The sequence below is a fragment of the uncultured Oscillibacter sp. genome (assembly GCF_910579365.1).
Taxonomy (GTDB): Bacteria; Bacillota; Clostridia; order Oscillospirales; family Oscillospiraceae; genus Oscillibacter.
This window is the reverse complement of sequence record NZ_CAJTUX010000006.1, coordinates 38,074-56,889: the sequence shown is the minus strand read 5'-3', so window position 1 is coordinate 56,889 and position 18,816 is coordinate 38,074. Positions and strand designations below refer to the sequence as shown.

Below are 18,816 nucleotides of genomic sequence, written 5' to 3'. Positions count from 1 at the left end.
GGGCGGCAAAAAATTTCGCGGCGGGCGAAACCATTTGCCGCTGTCTGCCGTCTAAATGGGCAGAAGAGGAAAAGGAGGTTTTCCTGATGAAGACGCTGAAACGCGTATCCGTCCTGGTTCTGGCGCTGCTGTGCCTCGCCGGCTGCGGCGGAAGCGGAAGCCTGAGCGAGACCGTGAAGCCCGCTTCCGTGGAGGTCCCCGAGAAACTGGAGGAGGGGGACGCCGCTGCTCTGGCGGGGTTCTCCCTGGCGCTGCTGCGGGAGAACTGGACGGGGGAGAATATTCTGCTCTCGCCCCTGTCGGTCCTCTCCGCCCTGGGCATGACCGCCAACGGGGCCCGGGGAGAGACCCTGGCGCAAATGGAAACCGCGCTGGGCCTGCCGGTGGAGAGGCTGAACGGGGCCCTTGCCGCCTGGGCGGCGGATTTGCCGAAGGAGAAGCCCTGCCGGGTGGACCTGGCCAACGCCCTCTGGCTCCGGGACGACGGGACGCTCGAGGCGGACCGGGAATTCCTGGCCGCAGCGGCAGGGTGGTACAAGGCGGAGGTCTTCCCCTCCCGGTTTGACGCCGCCGCCGTCAAGGAAATCAACGGTTGGGTGGAGAAGAACACCCACGGAATGATCGACGGCATCGTGGAGGAATTTTCCGACACGGCGATGCTGTGCCTTGTCAACGCCCTGGCCCTGGAGGCGGAGTGGGAGACGGTCTATCGGGAGGACCAGGTTTGGGAGAATCGGGTTTTCACCGCGGAGGACGGCCGGAAGCAGTCCGCGACGCTGATGTCCTCCAGCGAGTGGTCCTATCTGGAGGACGCGGGGGCCCAGGGCTTCCAAAAGCCCTACGCCGGCGGGCGGTGGGCCTTCGCCGCCCTGCTGCCGGAGGAGGGCGTGGAGCTGGAGACTTATCTCGCCTCCCTGACCGGGGAGCGGCTTTACGCGGTGCTGGCAGGAGCGGAGGAGCGGGAGGTCTACGCCGCTGTCCCGCGGTTTTCCTGCGAATACGGCGCGGAGCTGAACGACAGTTTGCGGGCCATGGGGATAACCGCCGCCTTTGAGGCGGGGGAGGCGGACTTCTCCGGCATGGGGCAGTCGTCCCTGGGGCCGCTGTACATCAGCCAGGTGCTCCACAAAACCCGCATCGCCGTGGACGAGAAGGGGACCGAGGCCGGGGCCGCCACGGCGGTAATCATGGACGCCGGCGGCACGATGGTGGAAGACCCCGTGCCGGTGGTGCATCTGGACCGGCCCTTCCTGTACATGCTGGTGGACCGGGAGACAAATCTGCCCGCGTTCATCGGGGCGGTGACCAGCATGGAGTGAGGAAAGCGGGGACGGCTGAGCCGTCCCCGCTTCGCGCTTATTTCAGGAAAATCCGCTTTCCGCCCCGGTACTCCCGGACCGTGCCCAGCCGCTGGGCGCTGGGAACCGCGCCCTTCAGCTCCTGGAACAGCGCCTCCGCGTCCTCCGGGTCCACCGCCATCAGCAGTCCGCCGGAGGTCTGGGGGTCATAGAGAAGGTCCTGCTGCCAGAGCTCCGCCGTTCCCGGGTCCACGGAGCTCTCGGCAAAGGCGCGGTTGCGATACATGCCCTCGGGCAGGACGCCCATCTTCGCCAGCTCCGCAGCCTCCGGGAAGAAGTCCACGGCTCCCACGTCGATCTCCAGCTCCACGCCGCTGCCCTGGGCCATCTCCAGGCTGTGGCCCAGGAGGCCGAAACCCGTCACGTCCGTGCAGGCGTGAACCCGGCGTCGCACCATGAGGTCCCGGGCGGCCTTGTTCAGCGTGGTCATCAGCCGGTGGGCCCGGGCCATGCTCTCCGCCGAGGCCATATCCGCCTTGGCGGCGGTGGTCAGCACGCCGGTGCCGATGGGCTTGGTGAAAAGAAGCGCGTCCCCGGGCCGCGCGCCGGAGTTGGTCAGCATCTTGTCCGGATGGACGAAGCCGGTGACGGCCAGGCCGTACTTGGGCTCGTCGTCCAGAATGCTGTGGCCCCCGGTGATGAGGGCCCCGGCCTCATACACCTTGTCATATCCCCCCCGAAGAAGCTCGTGGACCGTCTCGGGGGGCATGTCCTTGGGGACGGCCATAATGTTCAGGCACAGCTTGGGCTCGCCGCCCATGGCGTAGACGTCCGAAAGGGCGTTGGCGGCGGCGATCTGGCCGAAGAGATAGGGGTCGTCGGCGATGGGGGGGAAGAAGTCCACCGTCTGCACCAGGGCCAGCTCATCGGAGAGCTTGTAGACCGAGGCGTCGTCACTGCGGTCAAAGCCCACCAGCAGATTGGGGTCCCGGTGGACCTGAATGCCCTCCAGGAGCTGGGCCAGAGTCCCGGCCCCCACCTTCGCGCCGCAGCCGGCGCACTTGGCCAGCTTTGTCAGCTTCACTTCGTTTTCAGCCATGAAATACCCTCCTGTTTTTATACAATTCGTATTCTGTTCTAACATTTCAACAGACCGGAGAGGCACAGCAGGGCCTCCAGCACGCCGCCGCCCACGGCGAGGGCTTTGTCGCTGGCGCAGTAGCAGTGCTCGATTTTACAGCGGGGGTCGATGTCCCCGGACTTCATGCCCCGATGGACCGGGGTTCCCTCCGGCAGGATGCCCCGGAGCACGCCGTCCAGGGTGCAGCGCATGGGAACGCCGTCCACCTCGCCGGCGGCGTCCCCCGTCTTCACCTGAGCGCCGATGTCCAGAAGCTGGTGAAAGACCCCGTCCGCCGGGGCCCGGAGGACCCGCTCCCCGGCGAAGCCGCCGATGAGACCGGGGATGCCGGTGTTGGGCTGGGCGCTGCCCTGGTAGAGGGCCCGGCCCAGATAGTGGCCCCGCATGGTCTCCACCACGGCGTGGCAGTCCACTCCCGCCGTGAAGCCGGGGCCCACGCCGATGACCACCGGAGCGTCGGTAATTCTCGTGCCCAGGTTCCGCTTGGCGAGGATGGCGTCCACCACCGCGCCGGGCATCAAGGCGGGGATGCAGGCCCCCTGGGGGTCCGCCAGCACCGGGATGACGCCGCCGCGCAGCAGCTCCAGGGCCTGGACAGGGGACTCCGCCCGCCGGGCGGTCACGTCCTCCACCGTTGCCTCCCCGTGGACGATGGCCTGGGAGAAGGCCACGGTCCGCCGGATGGCGGTGGGCTGCTCCAGGTCGGTCATGACCACCCGGATTCCCGCCCGCCAGAGGCGGAGGGCCACGCCGGTAGCCAGGTCCCCGGCCCCGCGAATAACCGCTAACATGGACAAAACTCCTTTCTTTGCAGCGCCCCCGCCGCCGTGGGGCAGGGCAGCAGCGCCGCCAGGGCGGCGGCCTGTGCGCGGGCCTCCGCCGTCTCGGTTTGATTGATGAAAACCCGGGAATGGAGGGCCTCCGCCAGCAGCACCGCCGCCTCCGTCTCCGGAGAGGCCGGCGCGCTCTCGCCGGTTCCGGCCAGCCGGGCGTACAGGCCGGGACGGTGGGCGGCCCGGGCGATGGGCAGGCCGAAGCCGGAGGCCCCCACGACGCAGACGGTCTGATTGGCCTCGGGGGGAATCACCGGCTCGTGGGGGGCGTGGGCCTTGAGGGGGCGGCCCGCCGACCCGTCGGCCTCCGCCAGCACATAGTCCGCCAGCGCCGCCAGCCTGTCCATGGGGATGCCGGGGGCGGTGAGCTTCCCCGTGCCGGGGACCGGGGTCCCGGCGCAGAGGAGGCGGCGGGACGCCAGCGCCTTCTCCAGGGCCTCCTCGGAAGGATCCGTGCGGTTTTCCAGGTCCGGAAAGGGAAAAATCTTCGTGGTGGCGCAGAGGAGGACCCGGGCGCCCTTGGCCGCCAGCTCCTCCCCCAAGATTCGCAGCAAGGTGGTTTTTCCGCCGCCGCCGATGACGGCGGTGACGCCGGGACGGATGTCCAGCAGTTCGGCCAGGCCCATGGCGGCTCCTCCCATTCGTTGTTCTTTTCATAGGATAACATTCTCCGGCCCCGCCGTCAAGGGCGGCTTGACAGGGGCGGCGGAAGCGGCTATGATGGAGCGGCAGAAAAACGCGAAGGAGGAATCTGCCGTGTATGACGAGCTGACGGCCGTGGATATCAGGAAGATGCGGGAGGAGCTGGACCACCGGGTCCGGGTCCTGCGGCCCCAATTGATTGAGGAGGTCCAGACCGCCCGGGCCTTTGGGGACCTCAGCGAGAATTTTGAGTACAAGTGCGCCAAGCAGGCCAAGAACCGCAACGACAGCCGCATCCGGTATCTGGAGCGGATGATCCGCACGGCGAAGGTTATCGAGGTCCAGGGAACGGAGGACGCCGTGGGCCTCTTTGACCGGGTGACGATTTACAACGAGATGGCGAAACGGGAGATGGACGTCCGCATTGTGACGACCCTCCGGCAGGACGCCCTGAAGGGGCTGGTGAGCAAGGAGTCCCCGGTGGGAAAGGCGCTCTTGGGCAAACGGGTGGGGGACCGGGTCCAGGTGGAGGTCAGTTCCAGCGTGAAGTATTTCGTGGAGGTCCGAAAGATCGAGAAGGGCGAGGACGACGAGAGTCTGGACATCAGCGCCTATTGAGGGGCCTTGTCCCGCGCCGTATTGCGGGAGCGTGGGGCTGAGCGCTTCGGAAACGCATACGCGAAAAGCGCTTCCCGCCTTTGACGGCGGGGCTTCTTTTCCCTCTTCCTATTTCCGCCGGGCCGCCGAGGAGCCGACGCCCAGCTCCAGACGGTATTTGGTCACTGTCCGCCGGGCCACGAAGATGCCCCGGTCCGCCAGGAGGCGGCAGAGGTCCTGGTCGCTGAAGGGGCGGCGGGGGTCCTCCTCCCGGAAGAGGGCCAGAAGGGTCTGCTTCACCGCCTGACGGGAAACGCCGCCTCCCACCGGCAGACTGAAAAAGTACCGCAGCGGGTAGGTGCCCTGGCGGCACTGCAAGTACTTTCCCCGGATGGCACGGGAGACCGTGGAGGGATGGAGCTCCAGCTTCTCCGCCAGGGCGGAGAGGGTCATGGGAGTCAGCTCCCCTGTCTCCCCGGCGAAGAAGGGGCGCTGTGCCTCCAGCGCGGCCTCCGCGCAGCGGCGGAGGGTGCCGCCCCGGCGCTCCAGACTGTCCAGCAGCCATTTGGCCTGGCGGAGTTTCTGGCGGAGGTAGTCCCGGGTCTCCGGGTCGCCGGAGCTTTTCAGCAGGCGGAGGTAGTAGTCGTTGACGGAGATGCGGGGCAGGTAGTACTCGTTCAGCACCACCCGCAGCTCCCCCTCCAGCTGGGCGACAAAGACGTCCGGCCGGATGCACACGGCGGGACCGGCGGGAAGGAAGGCCCGGCCGGGATGGGGCTCCAGAGAGGAGATGACCCGCTCCGCCGCCCGGATGGCCTCCGCCGTGGTTCCCAGCTTCTGGGCGATGGCGGCGTAGTGCTTCCGCCCCAGCTCCGGGAGGAAGCGGGCGGCGAGGTCCATGGCCAGGGGGTCCGCCCCCTCCCGGCGGCTGAGCTGAAGGAGCAGGCACTCGGACAGGGACCGGGCCCCCACTCCCGGGGGGTCCAGGCTCTGGAGGGTTTCCAGGGCCTGATCCGTCAGGGCCTGGGGGATGTTCAGCTCCGTCAGGCCGTCCAGGTCCTCCTGGGCCAGGTAGCCGTCCTCGTCCACCAGCTCCGCCAGATAATCGCAGAGGGCCTTCAGGGGCTTTGGCAGCCGGAGGCGGTGCAGCTGGTCCCGGAGAAAGGCGGCAAGGCTCTCCATCCCGCTGTCCGCCGCCCCGCGTTCCAGGGCGGTCTCCTCGTGGGTGAAGGTGGCCCGGTTCCCCAGAGCGCCGTCCACCCAGCTGGCCTGCCGGCGGAGCTCGTCATAGGCCCGCTCCGGCGGGTCGGACTGGTCCAGGAGGGGGTTTTCCTCCGCCATCCGGCCGATGTACTCCAGCAGCTCCTGGGAGGTCATCTGCAAGACTTCCATGGACTGCATCAGCTGGGGCGTCAGCTTCAGTTCCTGCCGCAGCTCGGTTTTTAATTGGACGAGACTCATGAAAGGGCCCTCCTGCGGGACCTGACCCTCCGGTCAGGCCGTTTCCCCGGCGGTGTCCGGGGGTTCATTTCACGTACTTGGCCACCTTCCGGGCCGCCGTGGCCTGGGAGATGCCCAGCTCTTTGGCCACCGCCACGGTGGTGCCCCAGCGGCGGTAGGACTCCCGGATGATCTGACCCTCGTAGGCATCCATCCGCTCCGCCAGGGTACCCTCCCGGGCGGGGGAGGGGGAGTCCTCCGCGTATTCCGCCGGGAGGTGCCGCAGGTCCAGAATGGGGTCCTGGACGGTGATGGCCAGCCGCTCCATCAGGTTTTCCAGCTGGCGGACGTTGCCCGGCCAGTCGTACCGCTCCAGAAAAGCCAGCAGACGGGGACTGAAGGCGAGGTTCTTCTCATACTCCCCGCAGAAGCGGGCCAGGAACTGGTGGGCCAGGGGGAGGATATCCTCCCGCCGCTGGCGCAGAGGCGGAATGTGAATGCGGATGACATTGAGCCGGTAGAAGAGGTCAGAGCGGAAGAGGCCCCGCTGGACGGCCTCCTCCAGATTCCGGTTGGTGGCCACCAGCAGGCGGAAGTCCAGCTCGATGCGCTTGTTGCCGGAGAGGCGCTCAATGGTTTTCTCCTGAATGAGCTGGAGGAGCTTGGACTGGATGTGGGCGGGGAGCTCGCCGATTTCGTCCAGGAAGAGGGTGCCGTTGTTGGCCAGCTCGATCTTGCCGATCTTGCCGGAGCTGGAGGCCCCGGTGAAGGCGCCCTTCTCATAGCCGAAGAGCTCCGACTCGATGAGGTTTTCGTGGAGCACGGCGCAGTTGACCTCGATGAAGGGCCCCTCGGCCCGGCTGCTCATGGCGTGAATGGCCTTGGCCACGGCGCTTTTCCCCACGCCGGTCTCTCCGGTGATGAGGATATTGGCCTTGGTGTTGGCGGTGTTCTGCATCAGCGTCCAAAGGCGCTGCATGGAGGCGCTTTTGAAGATCAGGCTGGTGGAGGTGGCCCGGGTGCGGAGCTCGGCGATCTCCTGGGTATACTGCTGGAGGGAGTCCTGGAGGTGGCGGTAGTTCCGCTGAATGGCGTTGATCTGCTCCATGGAGACCGTGTTGAAGCAGACGGCGAACTTCAGCTCGCCGCCGCGGTCGAACAGGGGGATGCCCACGGTCATGACGTTTTTGTGGGAGTGGTTGATGGTCTGGGTGGCGGTGATCTTCTTCCGCTGGCGGATGACCTCGGCGGTGACGCAGGGGGAGAAGGTGCCGTCGGCCTCCAGGTCGAAGGCGGAGCGGCCCACGATGGAGTCGTGGACGAAGCCGAAGTTCTTCTCATAGCTCTCGCTGACCCGGAGGATGATCCCCTTGGCGTCGGAGAGCATCATATCGTCGGCCAGGACCAGGTTGTTCTCGGGGCTGAGGATGTCGAAGAGGCCCCGGAGGTTGATGTCGTCGTCAAAAAGGCCGGTGAAATCGGGGGATTGCGGCATGGGGGCCTCCTTTCCGTCATGGAGTGAAATGACAGCGGGCCCGCCGGTGCTGGAGCCCGGGATTGAGTTTGTTAAGGGAATTGACCTCAAAATAGAGTTCGCCGTCCAGATACCCGGCGTTGAGCTCGGTGAAGCAGTCTCTGGCCCAGCGGCTTCTTCCGTCCAGCCAGTTCAAACAGCTCATCTCCCGCAAATCGATGACGCCGAAATAGTACTGGCAGTCCCGTCCGAAGCGGTCCATGTACCCTTTCATTTTCGGGAAGTCAGAGGTGACCCAATCGTCGCCGCCGCCGTATTTGAGCTCGATAATAGCGGCGGCGGCGGTCCGCCTGTCCCGCCAGGGGCCGGGGAGGCGCATGTCCATCTCGAAGACGGCCAGGTCTATGTATTGTTTTCGCCGGCCGGGAACGTAGAACTCCGAATAGAGATACAGGTTGTTTTCGGCGAAGAGGGGGTCCAGCCTCTGCCGCAGGTGGTGGTAAAAGCTGCATTGGATATCGGCCTCCACGATAAAGCGGCGCTGTCCAAACTCCCTGCAAATGTCGGTGAGCCAAATGTCCTTAATGGTCCGGTCGAGTTTTGACCGGACGCTCTTTTTAATCATGGAACTCCTTTCGGCGGACCCTGGGGAATGAGAGAGCTCTCACAAAGCGGCTTATCGGCAGAAGGGCGGCTCCGGGGGACGGGCGGCAGATTGCCGCCCCTGCGGGGCGGGAACCATCCGGCATCCCAGCCGCAAGAACCGCCAGAGCAGCGGCAGCGGAAAGAGAAGCGCGTCGATTCGACGCCCACCAAAACCCCCGCCCGCCAGGGCAGGAATTATCCCCACAAAGCAGACAACATCGGAATCACCTGCTTCTTTCTGGACATAATCTTGGGCAGGAACGCACAGTTCTCCTCCCCCTTGATGCCGAAGGCCTGACGAATGGTATCCTCGTCGCCGACGAACAGCAGCTGCGTTCCCTCCAGCAGCACGTCGGTGATCATCAGCACTACGGTGTTCAGCCCCCGCTTCTGGCGGGTGGCGGTCATGACCTCCAAAAACTCGTTCAGCCGGGTGAGGAGGCGGGCGGAGTCCATGGTGGTGATCTGGCTCACCGCCAGATTGTGCCCGGCGATGTGGAACTCCTTATAGTCTGTTTTCAGCATGGCCTCGGCGGTCTTGTCGTCGCCGCAGCTGGCGGAGAAGATGGCCTGCCCCAGGTCCTCCAGCCTCACGCTGGCGATGCGGGCCAGGCGGTTGGCGATGTCAATGTCCCGCTGGGTGCAGGTGGGGGATTTGAACATGACCGTGTCCGACACGATGGCCGCCGCCATGAGCCCCGCCATCTTGGCCGTGGGCATCAGCCCCTTCTCCTGATACATCTCGGCTACGATGGTGTTCGTGCTGCCCACGGCCTCGTTCCGGACATGGATGGGGTTCTTGGTCTCAATGTCCGCCAGGCGGTGGTGGTCGATGATCTCCAGAATTTCCGCCTGTTCCAAACCGGCCACGGACTGGGACTTCTCGTTGTGGTCCATCAGCACCACCCGTTTGCGCCGGGGGCGGAGAAGGTGGAAGCGGGAGAGCATGCCCACTACCTTCTCCTCCTCGTCCAAAATGGGATAGGCCCGGAAGCGGCTCTCCAGCACGGCGTCCTGCACGTCGTCGATATAGTCGTCCAGATGGAAGCAGACCAGATCGGAGCTCTTGCAGATGCGGCCGATGGGAATGGCGTGGAAGATCAGGCGCAGCGCCTGGTAGGCGTCGATGGGCGTGGAGATGACGCAGGTGTTTCCGGCATGCTCCAGCAGCTGCTGGGACACCTCGCCCTGGCAGATGATGATGCAGTCCACCTGAAGGTCCAGGGCCCGGCGGACCATATCCGGCTGGTCGCCGCAGATCACCACGCTGTCCGGACTGGAGAAGAGAAGGTTTTCCCGGCTGGCGGGCAGGGCAATCGTAACCTCGCCGGAGATGACGTCGGGCATCTCGGCGCTTTCGTTGAGGAGCTTTCCCTCCAGCACGGAGATCAGATTGTACACCGGGATGTTTTCCACCCGGGGGTTGCGGACGGTGGTGATGTCGTAGTTGGCCACGTCCCCGGCAGAGAGAGTGCCGAAGAGGGTGCCGTCCTCATTGGCCACGGGGAGAATGGAGAGGTTCCCCCCCTGCATGGTCTGCCAGCCCCGGCTGATGGTGGCGGCAGCGGAGAGGGTGGGCGGCGTGTCGTAATCCAGGTCCCGGACCTGGGTTCGGACATTGTCGATGAGCTTGGGGGGCTGGAAGCCGAAGCGGTCCAGCACGATCTGGGTCTCGTCGCTGATCTGGCCCAGGCGGGCGGCCTGATACTGGCGGCTGCCCAAGGCGTTTTTCAGCGCGGCATAGGCCATGGCGGAGACGATGGAGTCCGTGTCCGGGTTGCGGTGCCCGGTAATATAAATGGTGTCCATACAAAAGGCTCCTTCCAGGGACGCGATGTCCCGTTTTGTTCCTGGTTCCATTATGCTTCCCCGAAAGGAAAATGTCAATGTTTGCGGGGACTTTCTCCGGCGCTCCGGACCAAAATATACGGAAGATATGAGAAAAAACCCTTGCATTGGCAATTTCCCTGTGATACAATATCTCAGCATTCCGCACGGCACGCCGACCTTTCGTCTGTGCCCGGAGCCGAAAGACCCGGGTTGGCGGAGGGGATGAAGCCGCCGGAGGACCAACTAAATTGATATTGGAGGAACAAGCAACATGGCAAATTCTAGCGTCGTATCCATGAAAGCCCTGCTGGAGGCAGGCGTCCACTTCGGCCACCAGACCCGCCGGTGGAACCCCAAGATGGCTCCCTATATCTACACGGAGCGCAACGGCATCTATATCGTCGACCTCCAGAAGACCGTGCGCAAGCTGGAAGAGGCGTACAGCTTCGTCCGCCAGCTCTCTGAGAGCGGCCAGTCCCTGCTCTTCGTCGGCACCAAGAAGCAGGCCCAGGACGCCATCCGCGAGGAGGCCGGCCGCTGCGGTCAGTACTATGTCAACGCCCGGTGGCTGGGCGGCATGATGACCAACTTCAAGACCATGCGCACCCGGGTGGACCGGCTGAACCAGCTCAAGGCCATGCAGGAGGACGGCACCTTCGACATGCTGCCCAAGAAGGAAGTCATGAAGCACCTGGGCGAGATCGCCAAGCTGGAGAAGTATCTCGGCGGCGTGAAGGAGATGAAGAAGCTCCCCGGCGCCCTCTTCATCGTGGACACCCGGAAGGAGCGCAACGCCATCGCCGAGGCCCACAAGCTGGGCATCCCCGTGGTGGCCATCGCCGACACCAACTGCGACCCCGACGAGATCGATTACGTCATCCCCGGCAACGACGACGCCATCCGCGCCATCAAGCTGATCTCCTCCATCATGGCCAACGCCGTGCTGGAGGGCCGCCAGGGTGAGCAGACCGAGGAGCCCGCCGCTGAGGAAACCGCCGCTGAATAAGCGATTACAAGATATTGGAGGAACGCAACTATGGCTTTTACCGCGACTGATGTGAAGAACCTGCGCGAGATGACCGGCGTGGGTATGATGGACTGCAAGAAGGCGCTGGTGGCCTCGGACGGCGACATGGACAAGGCCGTCGAGTGGCTGCGCGAGAAGGGCATGGCCGCCTCCGTGAAGAAGGCCGGCCGCGTGGCCGCCGAGGGCATGGCGTACGCCGCCGCCATCGACGGCGTGGGCGTGGTGGTCGAGGTTAACGCCGAGACCGACTTCGTGGGCAAGAACGAGAAGTTCGTGGACTTCGTCAAGGGCGTGGCCGCCACCGTGGCCGCCCAGAATCCCGCCGACCTGGACGCGCTGATGGAGTGCAAGTACAACGGCACGGACCTGACCGTCACCCAGCAGCAGCAGGAGATGGTCCTGGTCATCGGTGAGAACATCAAGGTCCGCCGCTTCGCCCGCTTTGCCGAGGGCGTGTCCGTTCCCTACGTTCACGCCGGTGGCAAGATCGGCGTGCTGGTGAATCTGGAGACCAGCCTGGACGCCGAAAAGGTCACGGAGCTCGGCAAGAACATCGCCATGCAGATTGCCGCCCTGAACCCCCGCTTCTGGGACAAGGCCCAGGTGACCCAGGAGGTTCTGGACGAGGAGAAGAAGGTCATGCTGGCCCAGATGGAGAACGATCCCAAGATGGCCGGAAAGCCCGAGCAGGTCCGGGAGAAGATCGTCATGGGCAAGCTGAACAAGTTCTACGCCGAGAACTGCCTGCTCCAGCAGGACTCCGTCCGCGCCGACGTGTTCGAGGGTACCGTGGAAGCCTATATCGCCCACGCGGCCAAGGAGCTGGGCGGATCCATCACCTTCAAGAACGCCGTGCGCTTCGAGAAGGGCGAGGGCATCGAGAAGAAGCAGGAGAACTTCGCCGACGAGATCGCCTCTTTGGTAAAGGGATAACCGATACAGCGGCAAAGGCCCGGAGCACAGCGCTCCGGGCCTTTTTGCGCAAAAAAACAGCGCCCTCCGGCGGCGCCCAGGAAGGTGCGGACAAAACATTCCCCCCATCCGCTCCTCCGGCGAATGGGGGGCCTACTCATTGATTGGACTGTCCATTGGTCGATACCTCAAGCTTTCGTGTTCTGCCGTTCGCGGAATCAAAGGGGGTACAGGTGATTCGGGATTTCCAATCCATGAAACAGACGTTGCGCGGACCAGCCGGTCCCGCTTGACTCAGCATAGTGAGGGGTGTTTCGTCTTTGGGAATTGCCTGAGATCACGCGGATGCGAAAGGAAAAGCGGTTCGAACGGCGCTGAATGATGTGGGTTCGCGTGTCGGACTAGTACACTGGACTCACCTCTTTCTGTAGTTAAAATATACAGCATTTCTTCGGATATGTCAATAGTCTTTGTAAGATTTTACGATTTCCACAAAGTGAATTCCGCCGTCCGGGCAAATCGCACAAAAGGGACGGCTCCGCCGCCGGGATTTATTCTTGTGCTTTTGGACGCTTCGTGATATGATACCAGCGTTGAAACATCATGGGACAATGGAGGAAACGGTTTGAAGCGTGAGGAGATTGTCATCCCGGCGGCGGACATCGCCCGCCAGCGGGATTTTCAGGAGAAGATCAAGGCCATGTTCGCCGCCCGGCAGGCCCATCCCGCCGCCTGTGTGGAGACGTTCGGCTGCCAGCAGAACGTGGCCGACGGACAGCGGCTCATGGGCATGCTGGAGGCCTGCGGCTTCACCTTTACGGAGGAGGCACGGGAGGCGGACCTGGTGCTGCTGAACACCTGCGCCATCCGGGAGCACGCGGAGCAGCGGGTCTTCGGCAATCTGGGGATTCTGACCCACTCCAAACGGGAGAATCCAGAGCAGGTGATCGTGCTGTGCGGCTGCATGGCCCAGGAGGAGCGGGTGGCCCGGCGGGTGCGGGAGTCCTACCGCCATGTGGACCTGGTGTTTGGGCCCCAGGCGCTTTGGCGCTTTCCGGAGCTTTTGTGGCAGGTTTATGAGACGAAGAAGCGGGTCTTCTCCGTGGCGGACGAGCACGGCGGCATTGCCGAGGGGCTTCCGGTGGTCCGGGAGCGGGGCGTGAAGGCCTGGGTCTCCGTCATGTACGGGTGCAACAACTTCTGCTCCTACTGCATTGTGCCCTACGTCCGGGGCCGGGAACGGAGCCGGGACCCCCGGGCCGTGATGGAAGAGGTCCGGCAGCTGGTGGAGGCGGGATACAAGGACATCACCCTTCTGGGGCAGAACGTGAACTCCTACGGCAACGACCTGGAGGGGGGCTTCCACTTCCCGGAGCTGCTGGAGGAGATCGACCGCATTCCCGGGGACTATTGGATTCGCTTCATGTCCAGCCATCCCAAGGACGCCACGCCCCGCCTCTTTGACGTCATGGCGAACTGCCCCCACGTGGCCAAACAGCTCCACCTCCCCTTCCAGTCCGGAAACAACCGGGTCCTGGGGGAGATGAACCGGCGGTATACCCGGGAGAAGTACCTGGAGCTCATCCGGTACGCCCGGTCCGTCATGCCGGAGCTGGTGCTGACCAGCGACGTCATCATTGGCTTCCCCGGCGAGACAGAGGCGGAGGCCATGGACACCGTGTCCCTGGTGGAGGAGGTGGGGTTCGACGCCCTGTTTACCTTCCTCTACTCCCCCCGCCCCGGCACAAGGGCGGCGGAGCTGCCGGACCCGGCCTCCCGGGAGGACAAGCAACGCTGGTTCGACCGTCTTCTGGAGGTTCAGAACGGCCATTCCGCCCGGATACACGCCGGGTATGTGGGAAAGACGGTACGGGTACTGGCGGACGGCGAAAGCGGAGACGAGGCCTTCCCCCTCTCCTCCCGGACGGAGGGGAACCGGCTGGTGCGGCTGAAGGGGGACAAGGAGCTGATCGGACGCTTTTTGGACGTGAGGATTACGGGGAGCAACACCTGGGCGCTGTACGGCGAGCCGGTCTAGGATTGGCGGGCCAGCCAGCGGCCCAGGGCGACGCCTTCCAGAAAGAGCCAGTCTTTCTCCAAAGAGGACAACTGAGAGTACTCGGAAAAGTAGGTGTCCACGGTGGTTATCTGGGACTGGGAAAGCACGTTTTCCACCGCCTCCCAGGATTTGAGAACCGATTTCATTTGCGATTGATACTCCAGCGTTTTCAACAGCGAGTCTGTTTTATGGCCTTCCACGATGTAGTCCAGCAGACATTGAAAGTATTCGTCCATGACGAAGTCCTCCTAGAGTAAAGATTCAAAAAATGGCATCTTACAAAGATATTGTAACATTCAAATTTTGTCATGTCAAGGGGGCTGTATGAATTTCCCGAAAAAGCTGGTTCAGCTAAGAAATGAAAGAGGAGTTTTGCAAAAGGACCTCGTAAAAACGCTGGGACTCAACCTGCATACCTATCAGCGCTTTGAGTATGGGGAGCAAGATCCCCGCATGTCCACTCTGATCGCTCTGGCGGATTTCTATGACATCTCCTTGGACGAGCTGGTCTGCCGGGAGTGGCCAAAGAAGTTGGAAGAACATTGACAAGCCGGGGGTTCCACTTTATAATGGGGACAAAGGGGGGAAGAACCATATGTTGGATGAAAAGGACTTGCAGGCAATCGCCCGATTGATGGATGAGAAGATTGGCGCGTCCGAGGTCCGCATGGCGGCGTACATGAAAGAGGAAATCGGCGCATCCGAGGCCCGCATGACGGAAAAGATCGAGGCGTCCGAGGCCCGCATGACGGAAAAGATCGAGGCGTCCGAGGCCCGCATGACGGAAAAGATCGAGGCGTCCGAGGCCCGCATGGCGGAAAAGATCGAGGCGTCCGAGGCCCGCATGACGGAGCGGACGGAGACCCGGGCCCAGGACTCCGAATCCAGAATGTTGGCCATGATGGAGGCGTATTTCGAGCCTCGCTTCCAACTCCTGGGGGATCAGATTAAGCTGATTCAGGAGAAGTTGGCGTCCCCCGAGACGCTGGAGGACCTGGAGGGACGGGTCCAGTTTGTGGAGGGAGTGGTGAAACAGCACTCCCGTGAGATTGAGCTGTTGAAAAAAGCGTTATGAGGATATACGTAAAGGATTGACCCCGCGCTGACGCGCGGGGTCTTTCGGATGGTGATTGACAAATGTGATATAATGGAAACCGGCAGGCGAGGCGGGGTCCATCCTCTTTCAAGCGGAAAGAGGCGAGGCCCATGAGCGTGCCGGAAACCATCGCGTTACTTACGCTTGTGATTGCGGCCATCCAATCAGATCATAACCTAAAAAGATAAGCCGCCCCCCAAGCTCCAGCGGAAGACGGCATATTCTCAAGCTATAAACTTGGAAGAGTTTGACCGCCAACCGGCTGGCACCCGGCTGACCGCCCTCTTGTCCCTATTATATCCGAACCCGCCCCGGCTGTCAAGGGCGGCTTGAATACGAAATCTGGAGGTTCCCCATGAAGATCATCACCCTGCTGGAAAACGACGCCTGCCGCGCGGAGCTGGCCTCCGCCCGGGGGCTTTCCCTCTATGTGGAGACCGGACGGCACAAGGTCCTCTTTGACATGGGGCCCGACGAGCAGTTCCTCCGCAACGCGGAAAAGCTGGGAGTGGACCTCTCCGCCGTGGACATGGCCGTGCTGTCCCACGGTCACTCGGACCACGGCGGCGGCCTGGCGGCCTTCTGCCGGGTGAATGCCGGGGCGAAGATCTATCTCCGCCGGGAGGCCCTGGGGGCCTATTACGCCGTCCTGCCGGGGCAGGAGCCCCACTATATCGGTCTTCCGCCGGAGGCGGAGGGCCTGGGAGACCGCTTTGTCTTCACCGGGGAGTGCCTGCGGCCGGACGAGGGGCTGACCCTCTTCTCCGGCGTGGAGGACGACCGGACGGTCCGGGCCGTGGCTCCCAAGCTCCAGGAGCGGACCGGGGCGGGCTTCCGCCCCGACGGCTTCGCCCACGAGCAGCATCTTTTGATCGAGGAAAACGGCAGGTCCGCCCTCCTGGCCGGGTGCGGCCACCTGGGGATGGTGAACACCCTCCGGGCGGCGAAGCGATACCTGGGCCGGATGCCCGACGTGGTGTTTGGCGGCTTTCACCTCTTCGAGGTGACGCCGGACACGCCGGGGGCCGGGGAGCTGATCGCCGCCACCGCCCGGGCCCTGGCGGAGGGAACGACGGTCTACTACACCGGCCACTGCACCGGAGACTGGGCCTTTGCCCAGCTGCAAAAGACCCTGGGAGACCGTCTGCGGCCCATGAACGGCGGCACGGCGGCGGAGCTTTGAGACGAGAGAGAGGAGAGGCGCTGCCATGGCGGAACTGACCCCCATGATGAGGCAATACCTGGAGATCAAGAAGGAGAATCCGGATTCCATCCTCTTCTTCCGCCTGGGTGATTTCTACGAGATGTTCGCCGACGACGCAAAGCTCGCCTCCAAGGAGCTGGACCTCACCCTCACCAGCCGGGACCGGGGCAAGCACCTGAAGCCCGAGGCGGAGCAGGTCCCCATGTGCGGCATCCCCTATCACGCCAGCGAGGCCTACATCGCCCGGCTCATCGCCAAGGGCTATAAGGTGGCCATCTGCGAGCAGATGGAGGACCCCGCCCAGGCCAAGGGGCTGGTAAAGCGGGATATCATCCGGGTGGTCACCCCCGGCACCGTCACCGACGCGGGGTGCCTGGAGGAGAAGTCCAGCAACTTCCTCTGCGCCGTCTGCGTGGATTCCCGCTCCGCCGGGGCCGCCTTCTGCGACATCACCACCGGCCGGGCGCACCTGACGTCCTTCACCGGGAAGGACCGGGTGGAGCACGTGATCAACGAGTTGGGCCGCTTCTCCCCTGCCGAGGCCGTGCTGAACGATGGGGCATACTCCGAGACCGCCCTGGTCTCCGCCCTGCGGGAGAAGTTCCGCTGCCGGGTGGAGAACGCCGGGGAGCGGCGCTTCCGCCTCCCCGAGGCGGAGCGGAGCATCCGAACGCAGTTCGGGGACGAGGCCTGGTCCCGCCTCCCCGCCGGGGTTCCCGCCGCCGCCATGGCCCTGGGGGGACTTTTGAGCTATCTGTATGAGACGCAGAAGACGGACCTGTCCTACATCAACGACCTGGACTATTACGAGCAGGGGCGCTTTATGGAACTGGACCTCTCCGCCCGGCGGAACCTGGAGCTGACGGAGACCCTGCGGAGCAAGGAGAAAAAGGGCAGCCTCCTCTGGGTGCTGGACCGGACCCAGACCCCCATGGGGGGCCGGTGCCTCCGGAGTTGGCTGGAGCGGCCGCTTTTGAACGTGGCCGCCATCTGCCGGCGGAACGGCGCCGTGGCCGCCCTGGCGGAGCGGACCATCGACCGGGAGGAGCTCATCGCCTCCCTCTCCGGCCTGGGGGACATGGAGCGGCTGATTGGCCGCATCGTCTACGGCACCGCCGGCGGGCGGGACCTGAGCTCCCTCCGGGCCGCCATTGAGAAGCTGCCGGAGATCAAGGCCCGGCTGGCCTCCTTTCCGGACCGCCGCCTCACGGAGCTGGCGGAGGAGCTGGACACCCTGGAGGACCTGGGAAGCCGCATCGCCGAGACCATTTGCGACAAGCCCCCCTTCTCCGTCCGGGAGGGGGACCTGATCCGGGACGGCTTCCACGAGGAGGTGGACCGCCTGCGGCACATCCTCCGCAGCGGCAAGGGCGTCATCCCCGAGATGGAGGCCCGGGAGAAGGAGCGGACCGGCATCCGGGGGCTGAAGATTGGGTACAACAAGGTCTTCGGCTATTACATCGAGGTCTCCAACAGCTATAAGGGCCAGGTGCCGGAGACCTATATCCGCAAACAGACCCTGGCCAACGGCGAGCGCTACATCACCCAGGAGCTCAAGGAGCTGGAGCAGTCCATCCTCACCGCCTCCGACCGGGTGGTGGCCCTGGAGTACGAGCTCTTCACCCAGCTCCGCCAGGAGATTTCCGCTGCCTCCGCCCGGGTTTTGAAGGCCGCCGCCGCTGTGGCGGAGGCGGACACCCTGGCGTCCCTGGCCGCCGTGGCGGTGCGGAACCACTACTGCCGCCCGGACGTGGACGAGTCCGGGGTCATCGACATCAAAGAGGGCCGCCACCCGGTGGTGGAGCGGGTGCTGAAGGACAGCTTCTTTGTTCCCAACGACACCTTCCTGGGGGAGAAGGAGAGCCGGGTGGCCATCATCACCGGGCCCAACATGGCGGGCAAGTCCACCTACATGCGCCAGGTGGCGCTGACGGTGCTCATGGCCCAGATGGGGGGCTTTGTCCCCGCCGCCCGGGCCCGCATCGGCGTGGTGGACCGCATCTTTACCCGGGTGGGGGCCAGCGACGACCTCTCCGCCGGGCAGTCCACCTTCATGGTGGAGATGACGGAGGTGGCGGACATCCTCCGCTGCGCGACGAAAAACTCCCTTTTGATTCTGGACGAGATCGGCCGGGGCACCTCCACCTTCGACGGGATGAGCATCGCCCGGGCCGTGCTGGAGCACTGCGCAAGCCCGAAGACCCTGGGGGCGAAGACCCTTTTCGCCACCCATTACCACGAGCTGACGGAGCTGGAGAACACCCTCCCCGGCACGATCAATTGCAGCATCGCCGTGAAGACCCGGGGGGAGGAGATCATCTTCCTGCGGAAGATTCTCCCCGGCGGGGCGGACCGGAGCTATGGCATCGAGGTGGCCAAGCTGGCGGGACTGCCGGACAAGGTCCTCCAGCGGGCCCGGCAGGTGCTGGAGGAGCTGGAGGGGGAAAACGGCGTGCGCCGCGCCGCCCCCCGGCGGGAGGAGGAACAGGTCTCCCTCTCCGCCATCGGCGAGGGGGAGGTGCTGGACGCCCTGCGCCGCTGCCAGCCCGACGCCATGACCCCCATCGAGGCCATGAGCCTCCTCTACGAGCTGAAACAAAAACTGACATGAGGAGGGC

The 18,816-nt window shown here is 64.2% G+C and carries 17 protein-coding genes; 9 read left to right on the top strand and 8 right to left on the bottom strand.

What is annotated here, in order from left to right; all coding sequences use genetic code 11:
- The first annotated feature begins 86 nt into the window (after window positions 1-86).
- Complete coding sequence (locus QZ329_RS03295) at window positions 87-1,319, top strand: serpin family protein (protein WP_295748293.1); 1,233 nt, start codon at window positions 87-89, stop codon at window positions 1,317-1,319.
- A gap of 37 nt (window positions 1,320-1,356) precedes the next feature.
- On the opposite strand, the gene selD is transcribed toward QZ329_RS03295, so the two are convergent.
- Genes selD through yqeC form a run of 3 tightly spaced genes read right to left on the bottom strand, consistent with a single transcriptional unit; the run spans window position 1,357 to window position 3,898 of the window.
- Window positions 1,357-2,397: a selenide, water dikinase SelD gene (selD, locus tag QZ329_RS03290; protein WP_295748290.1), complete on the bottom strand. Its 1,041-nt coding sequence runs from the start codon at window positions 2,395-2,397 to the stop codon at window positions 1,357-1,359.
- A gap of 38 nt (window positions 2,398-2,435) precedes the next feature.
- Window positions 2,436-3,230, bottom strand: a complete 795-nt coding sequence (gene yqeB, locus QZ329_RS03285) for a selenium-dependent molybdenum cofactor biosynthesis protein YqeB (RefSeq protein ID WP_295748288.1) — start codon at window positions 3,228-3,230, stop codon at window positions 2,436-2,438.
- Complete coding sequence (gene yqeC / locus QZ329_RS03280; RefSeq protein ID WP_295748286.1) at window positions 3,224-3,898, bottom strand: selenium cofactor biosynthesis protein YqeC; 675 nt, start codon at window positions 3,896-3,898, stop codon at window positions 3,224-3,226. Before yqeC ends, yqeB begins: the two co-directional genes overlap by 7 nt.
- Window positions 3,899-3,989: 91 nt before the next feature.
- Here yqeC and QZ329_RS03275 point away from each other — a divergent pair, with 91 nt between their 5' ends.
- A complete protein-coding gene (locus tag QZ329_RS03275) occupies window positions 3,990-4,532 on the top strand; it encodes a GreA/GreB family elongation factor (RefSeq protein WP_365351343.1) in 543 nt (180 codons plus the stop codon).
- 108 nt (window positions 4,533-4,640) lie between these two features.
- On the opposite strand, the gene rpoN is transcribed toward QZ329_RS03275, so the two are convergent.
- The 4 genes from rpoN to QZ329_RS03255 form a co-directional block, all read right to left on the bottom strand.
- A complete protein-coding gene (gene rpoN, locus QZ329_RS03270; protein WP_295748284.1) occupies window positions 4,641-5,972 on the bottom strand; it encodes an RNA polymerase factor sigma-54 in 1,332 nt (443 codons plus the stop codon).
- Window positions 5,973-6,036: 64 nt separating this feature from the next.
- Window positions 6,037-7,446, bottom strand: coding sequence for a sigma 54-interacting transcriptional regulator (locus QZ329_RS03265; RefSeq protein ID WP_295748281.1), 1,410 nt, complete (start codon window positions 7,444-7,446; stop codon window positions 6,037-6,039).
- Between the two features lie 16 nt (window positions 7,447-7,462).
- Window positions 7,463-8,050, bottom strand: coding sequence for a hypothetical protein (locus tag QZ329_RS03260; protein ID WP_295748280.1), 588 nt, complete (start codon window positions 8,048-8,050; stop codon window positions 7,463-7,465).
- Window positions 8,051-8,265: 215 nt separating this feature from the next.
- Window positions 8,266-9,879 (bottom strand): putative manganese-dependent inorganic diphosphatase, encoded by a 1,614-nt coding sequence (locus QZ329_RS03255; RefSeq protein WP_295748278.1) that lies wholly within the window; start codon window positions 9,877-9,879, stop codon window positions 8,266-8,268.
- A gap of 292 nt (window positions 9,880-10,171) precedes the next feature.
- On the opposite strand from QZ329_RS03255, the gene rpsB reads away from it, so the two are divergent.
- The 3 genes from rpsB (at window position 10,172) to miaB (ending at window position 13,877) form a co-directional block, all read left to right on the top strand.
- A complete protein-coding gene (gene rpsB / locus QZ329_RS03250) occupies window positions 10,172-10,906 on the top strand; it encodes a 30S ribosomal protein S2 (protein WP_295748276.1) in 735 nt (244 codons plus the stop codon).
- A gap of 30 nt (window positions 10,907-10,936) precedes the next feature.
- A complete protein-coding gene (gene tsf / locus QZ329_RS03245; RefSeq protein WP_295748274.1) occupies window positions 10,937-11,860 on the top strand; it encodes a translation elongation factor Ts in 924 nt (307 codons plus the stop codon).
- A gap of 604 nt (window positions 11,861-12,464) precedes the next feature.
- Window positions 12,465-13,877, top strand: a complete 1,413-nt coding sequence (gene miaB, locus QZ329_RS03240) for a tRNA (N6-isopentenyl adenosine(37)-C2)-methylthiotransferase MiaB (RefSeq protein ID WP_295748272.1) — start codon at window positions 12,465-12,467, stop codon at window positions 13,875-13,877.
- On the opposite strand, the gene QZ329_RS03235 is transcribed toward miaB, so the two are convergent.
- Complete coding sequence (locus QZ329_RS03235; protein WP_295748270.1) at window positions 13,874-14,134, bottom strand: hypothetical protein; 261 nt, start codon at window positions 14,132-14,134, stop codon at window positions 13,874-13,876. The genes miaB and QZ329_RS03235 overlap by 4 nt on opposite strands.
- An 88-nt stretch (window positions 14,135-14,222) precedes the next feature.
- On the opposite strand from QZ329_RS03235, the gene QZ329_RS03230 reads away from it, so the two are divergent.
- The 4 genes from QZ329_RS03230 to mutS all read left to right on the top strand — a co-directional run bounded on the left by QZ329_RS03230 (window position 14,223) and on the right by mutS (window position 18,809).
- The gene (locus QZ329_RS03230) at window positions 14,223-14,444 is read left to right on the top strand and encodes a helix-turn-helix transcriptional regulator (protein ID WP_295748268.1); all 222 of its coding nucleotides are present in this window, start codon (window positions 14,223-14,225) and stop codon (window positions 14,442-14,444) included.
- Window positions 14,445-14,493: 49 nt separating this feature from the next.
- On the top strand, window positions 14,494-14,973 hold the full coding sequence (locus QZ329_RS03225; protein WP_295748266.1) for a hypothetical protein: 480 nt from the start codon (window positions 14,494-14,496) through the stop codon (window positions 14,971-14,973).
- Window positions 14,974-15,349: 376 nt separating this feature from the next.
- The gene (locus QZ329_RS03220; RefSeq protein WP_295748264.1) at window positions 15,350-16,177 is read left to right on the top strand and encodes an MBL fold metallo-hydrolase; all 828 of its coding nucleotides are present in this window, start codon (window positions 15,350-15,352) and stop codon (window positions 16,175-16,177) included.
- Between the two features lie 25 nt (window positions 16,178-16,202).
- Window positions 16,203-18,809: a DNA mismatch repair protein MutS gene (mutS, locus tag QZ329_RS03215; RefSeq protein ID WP_295748263.1), complete on the top strand. Its 2,607-nt coding sequence runs from the start codon at window positions 16,203-16,205 to the stop codon at window positions 18,807-18,809.
- The last annotated feature ends 7 nt before the right edge of the window (window positions 18,810-18,816 follow it).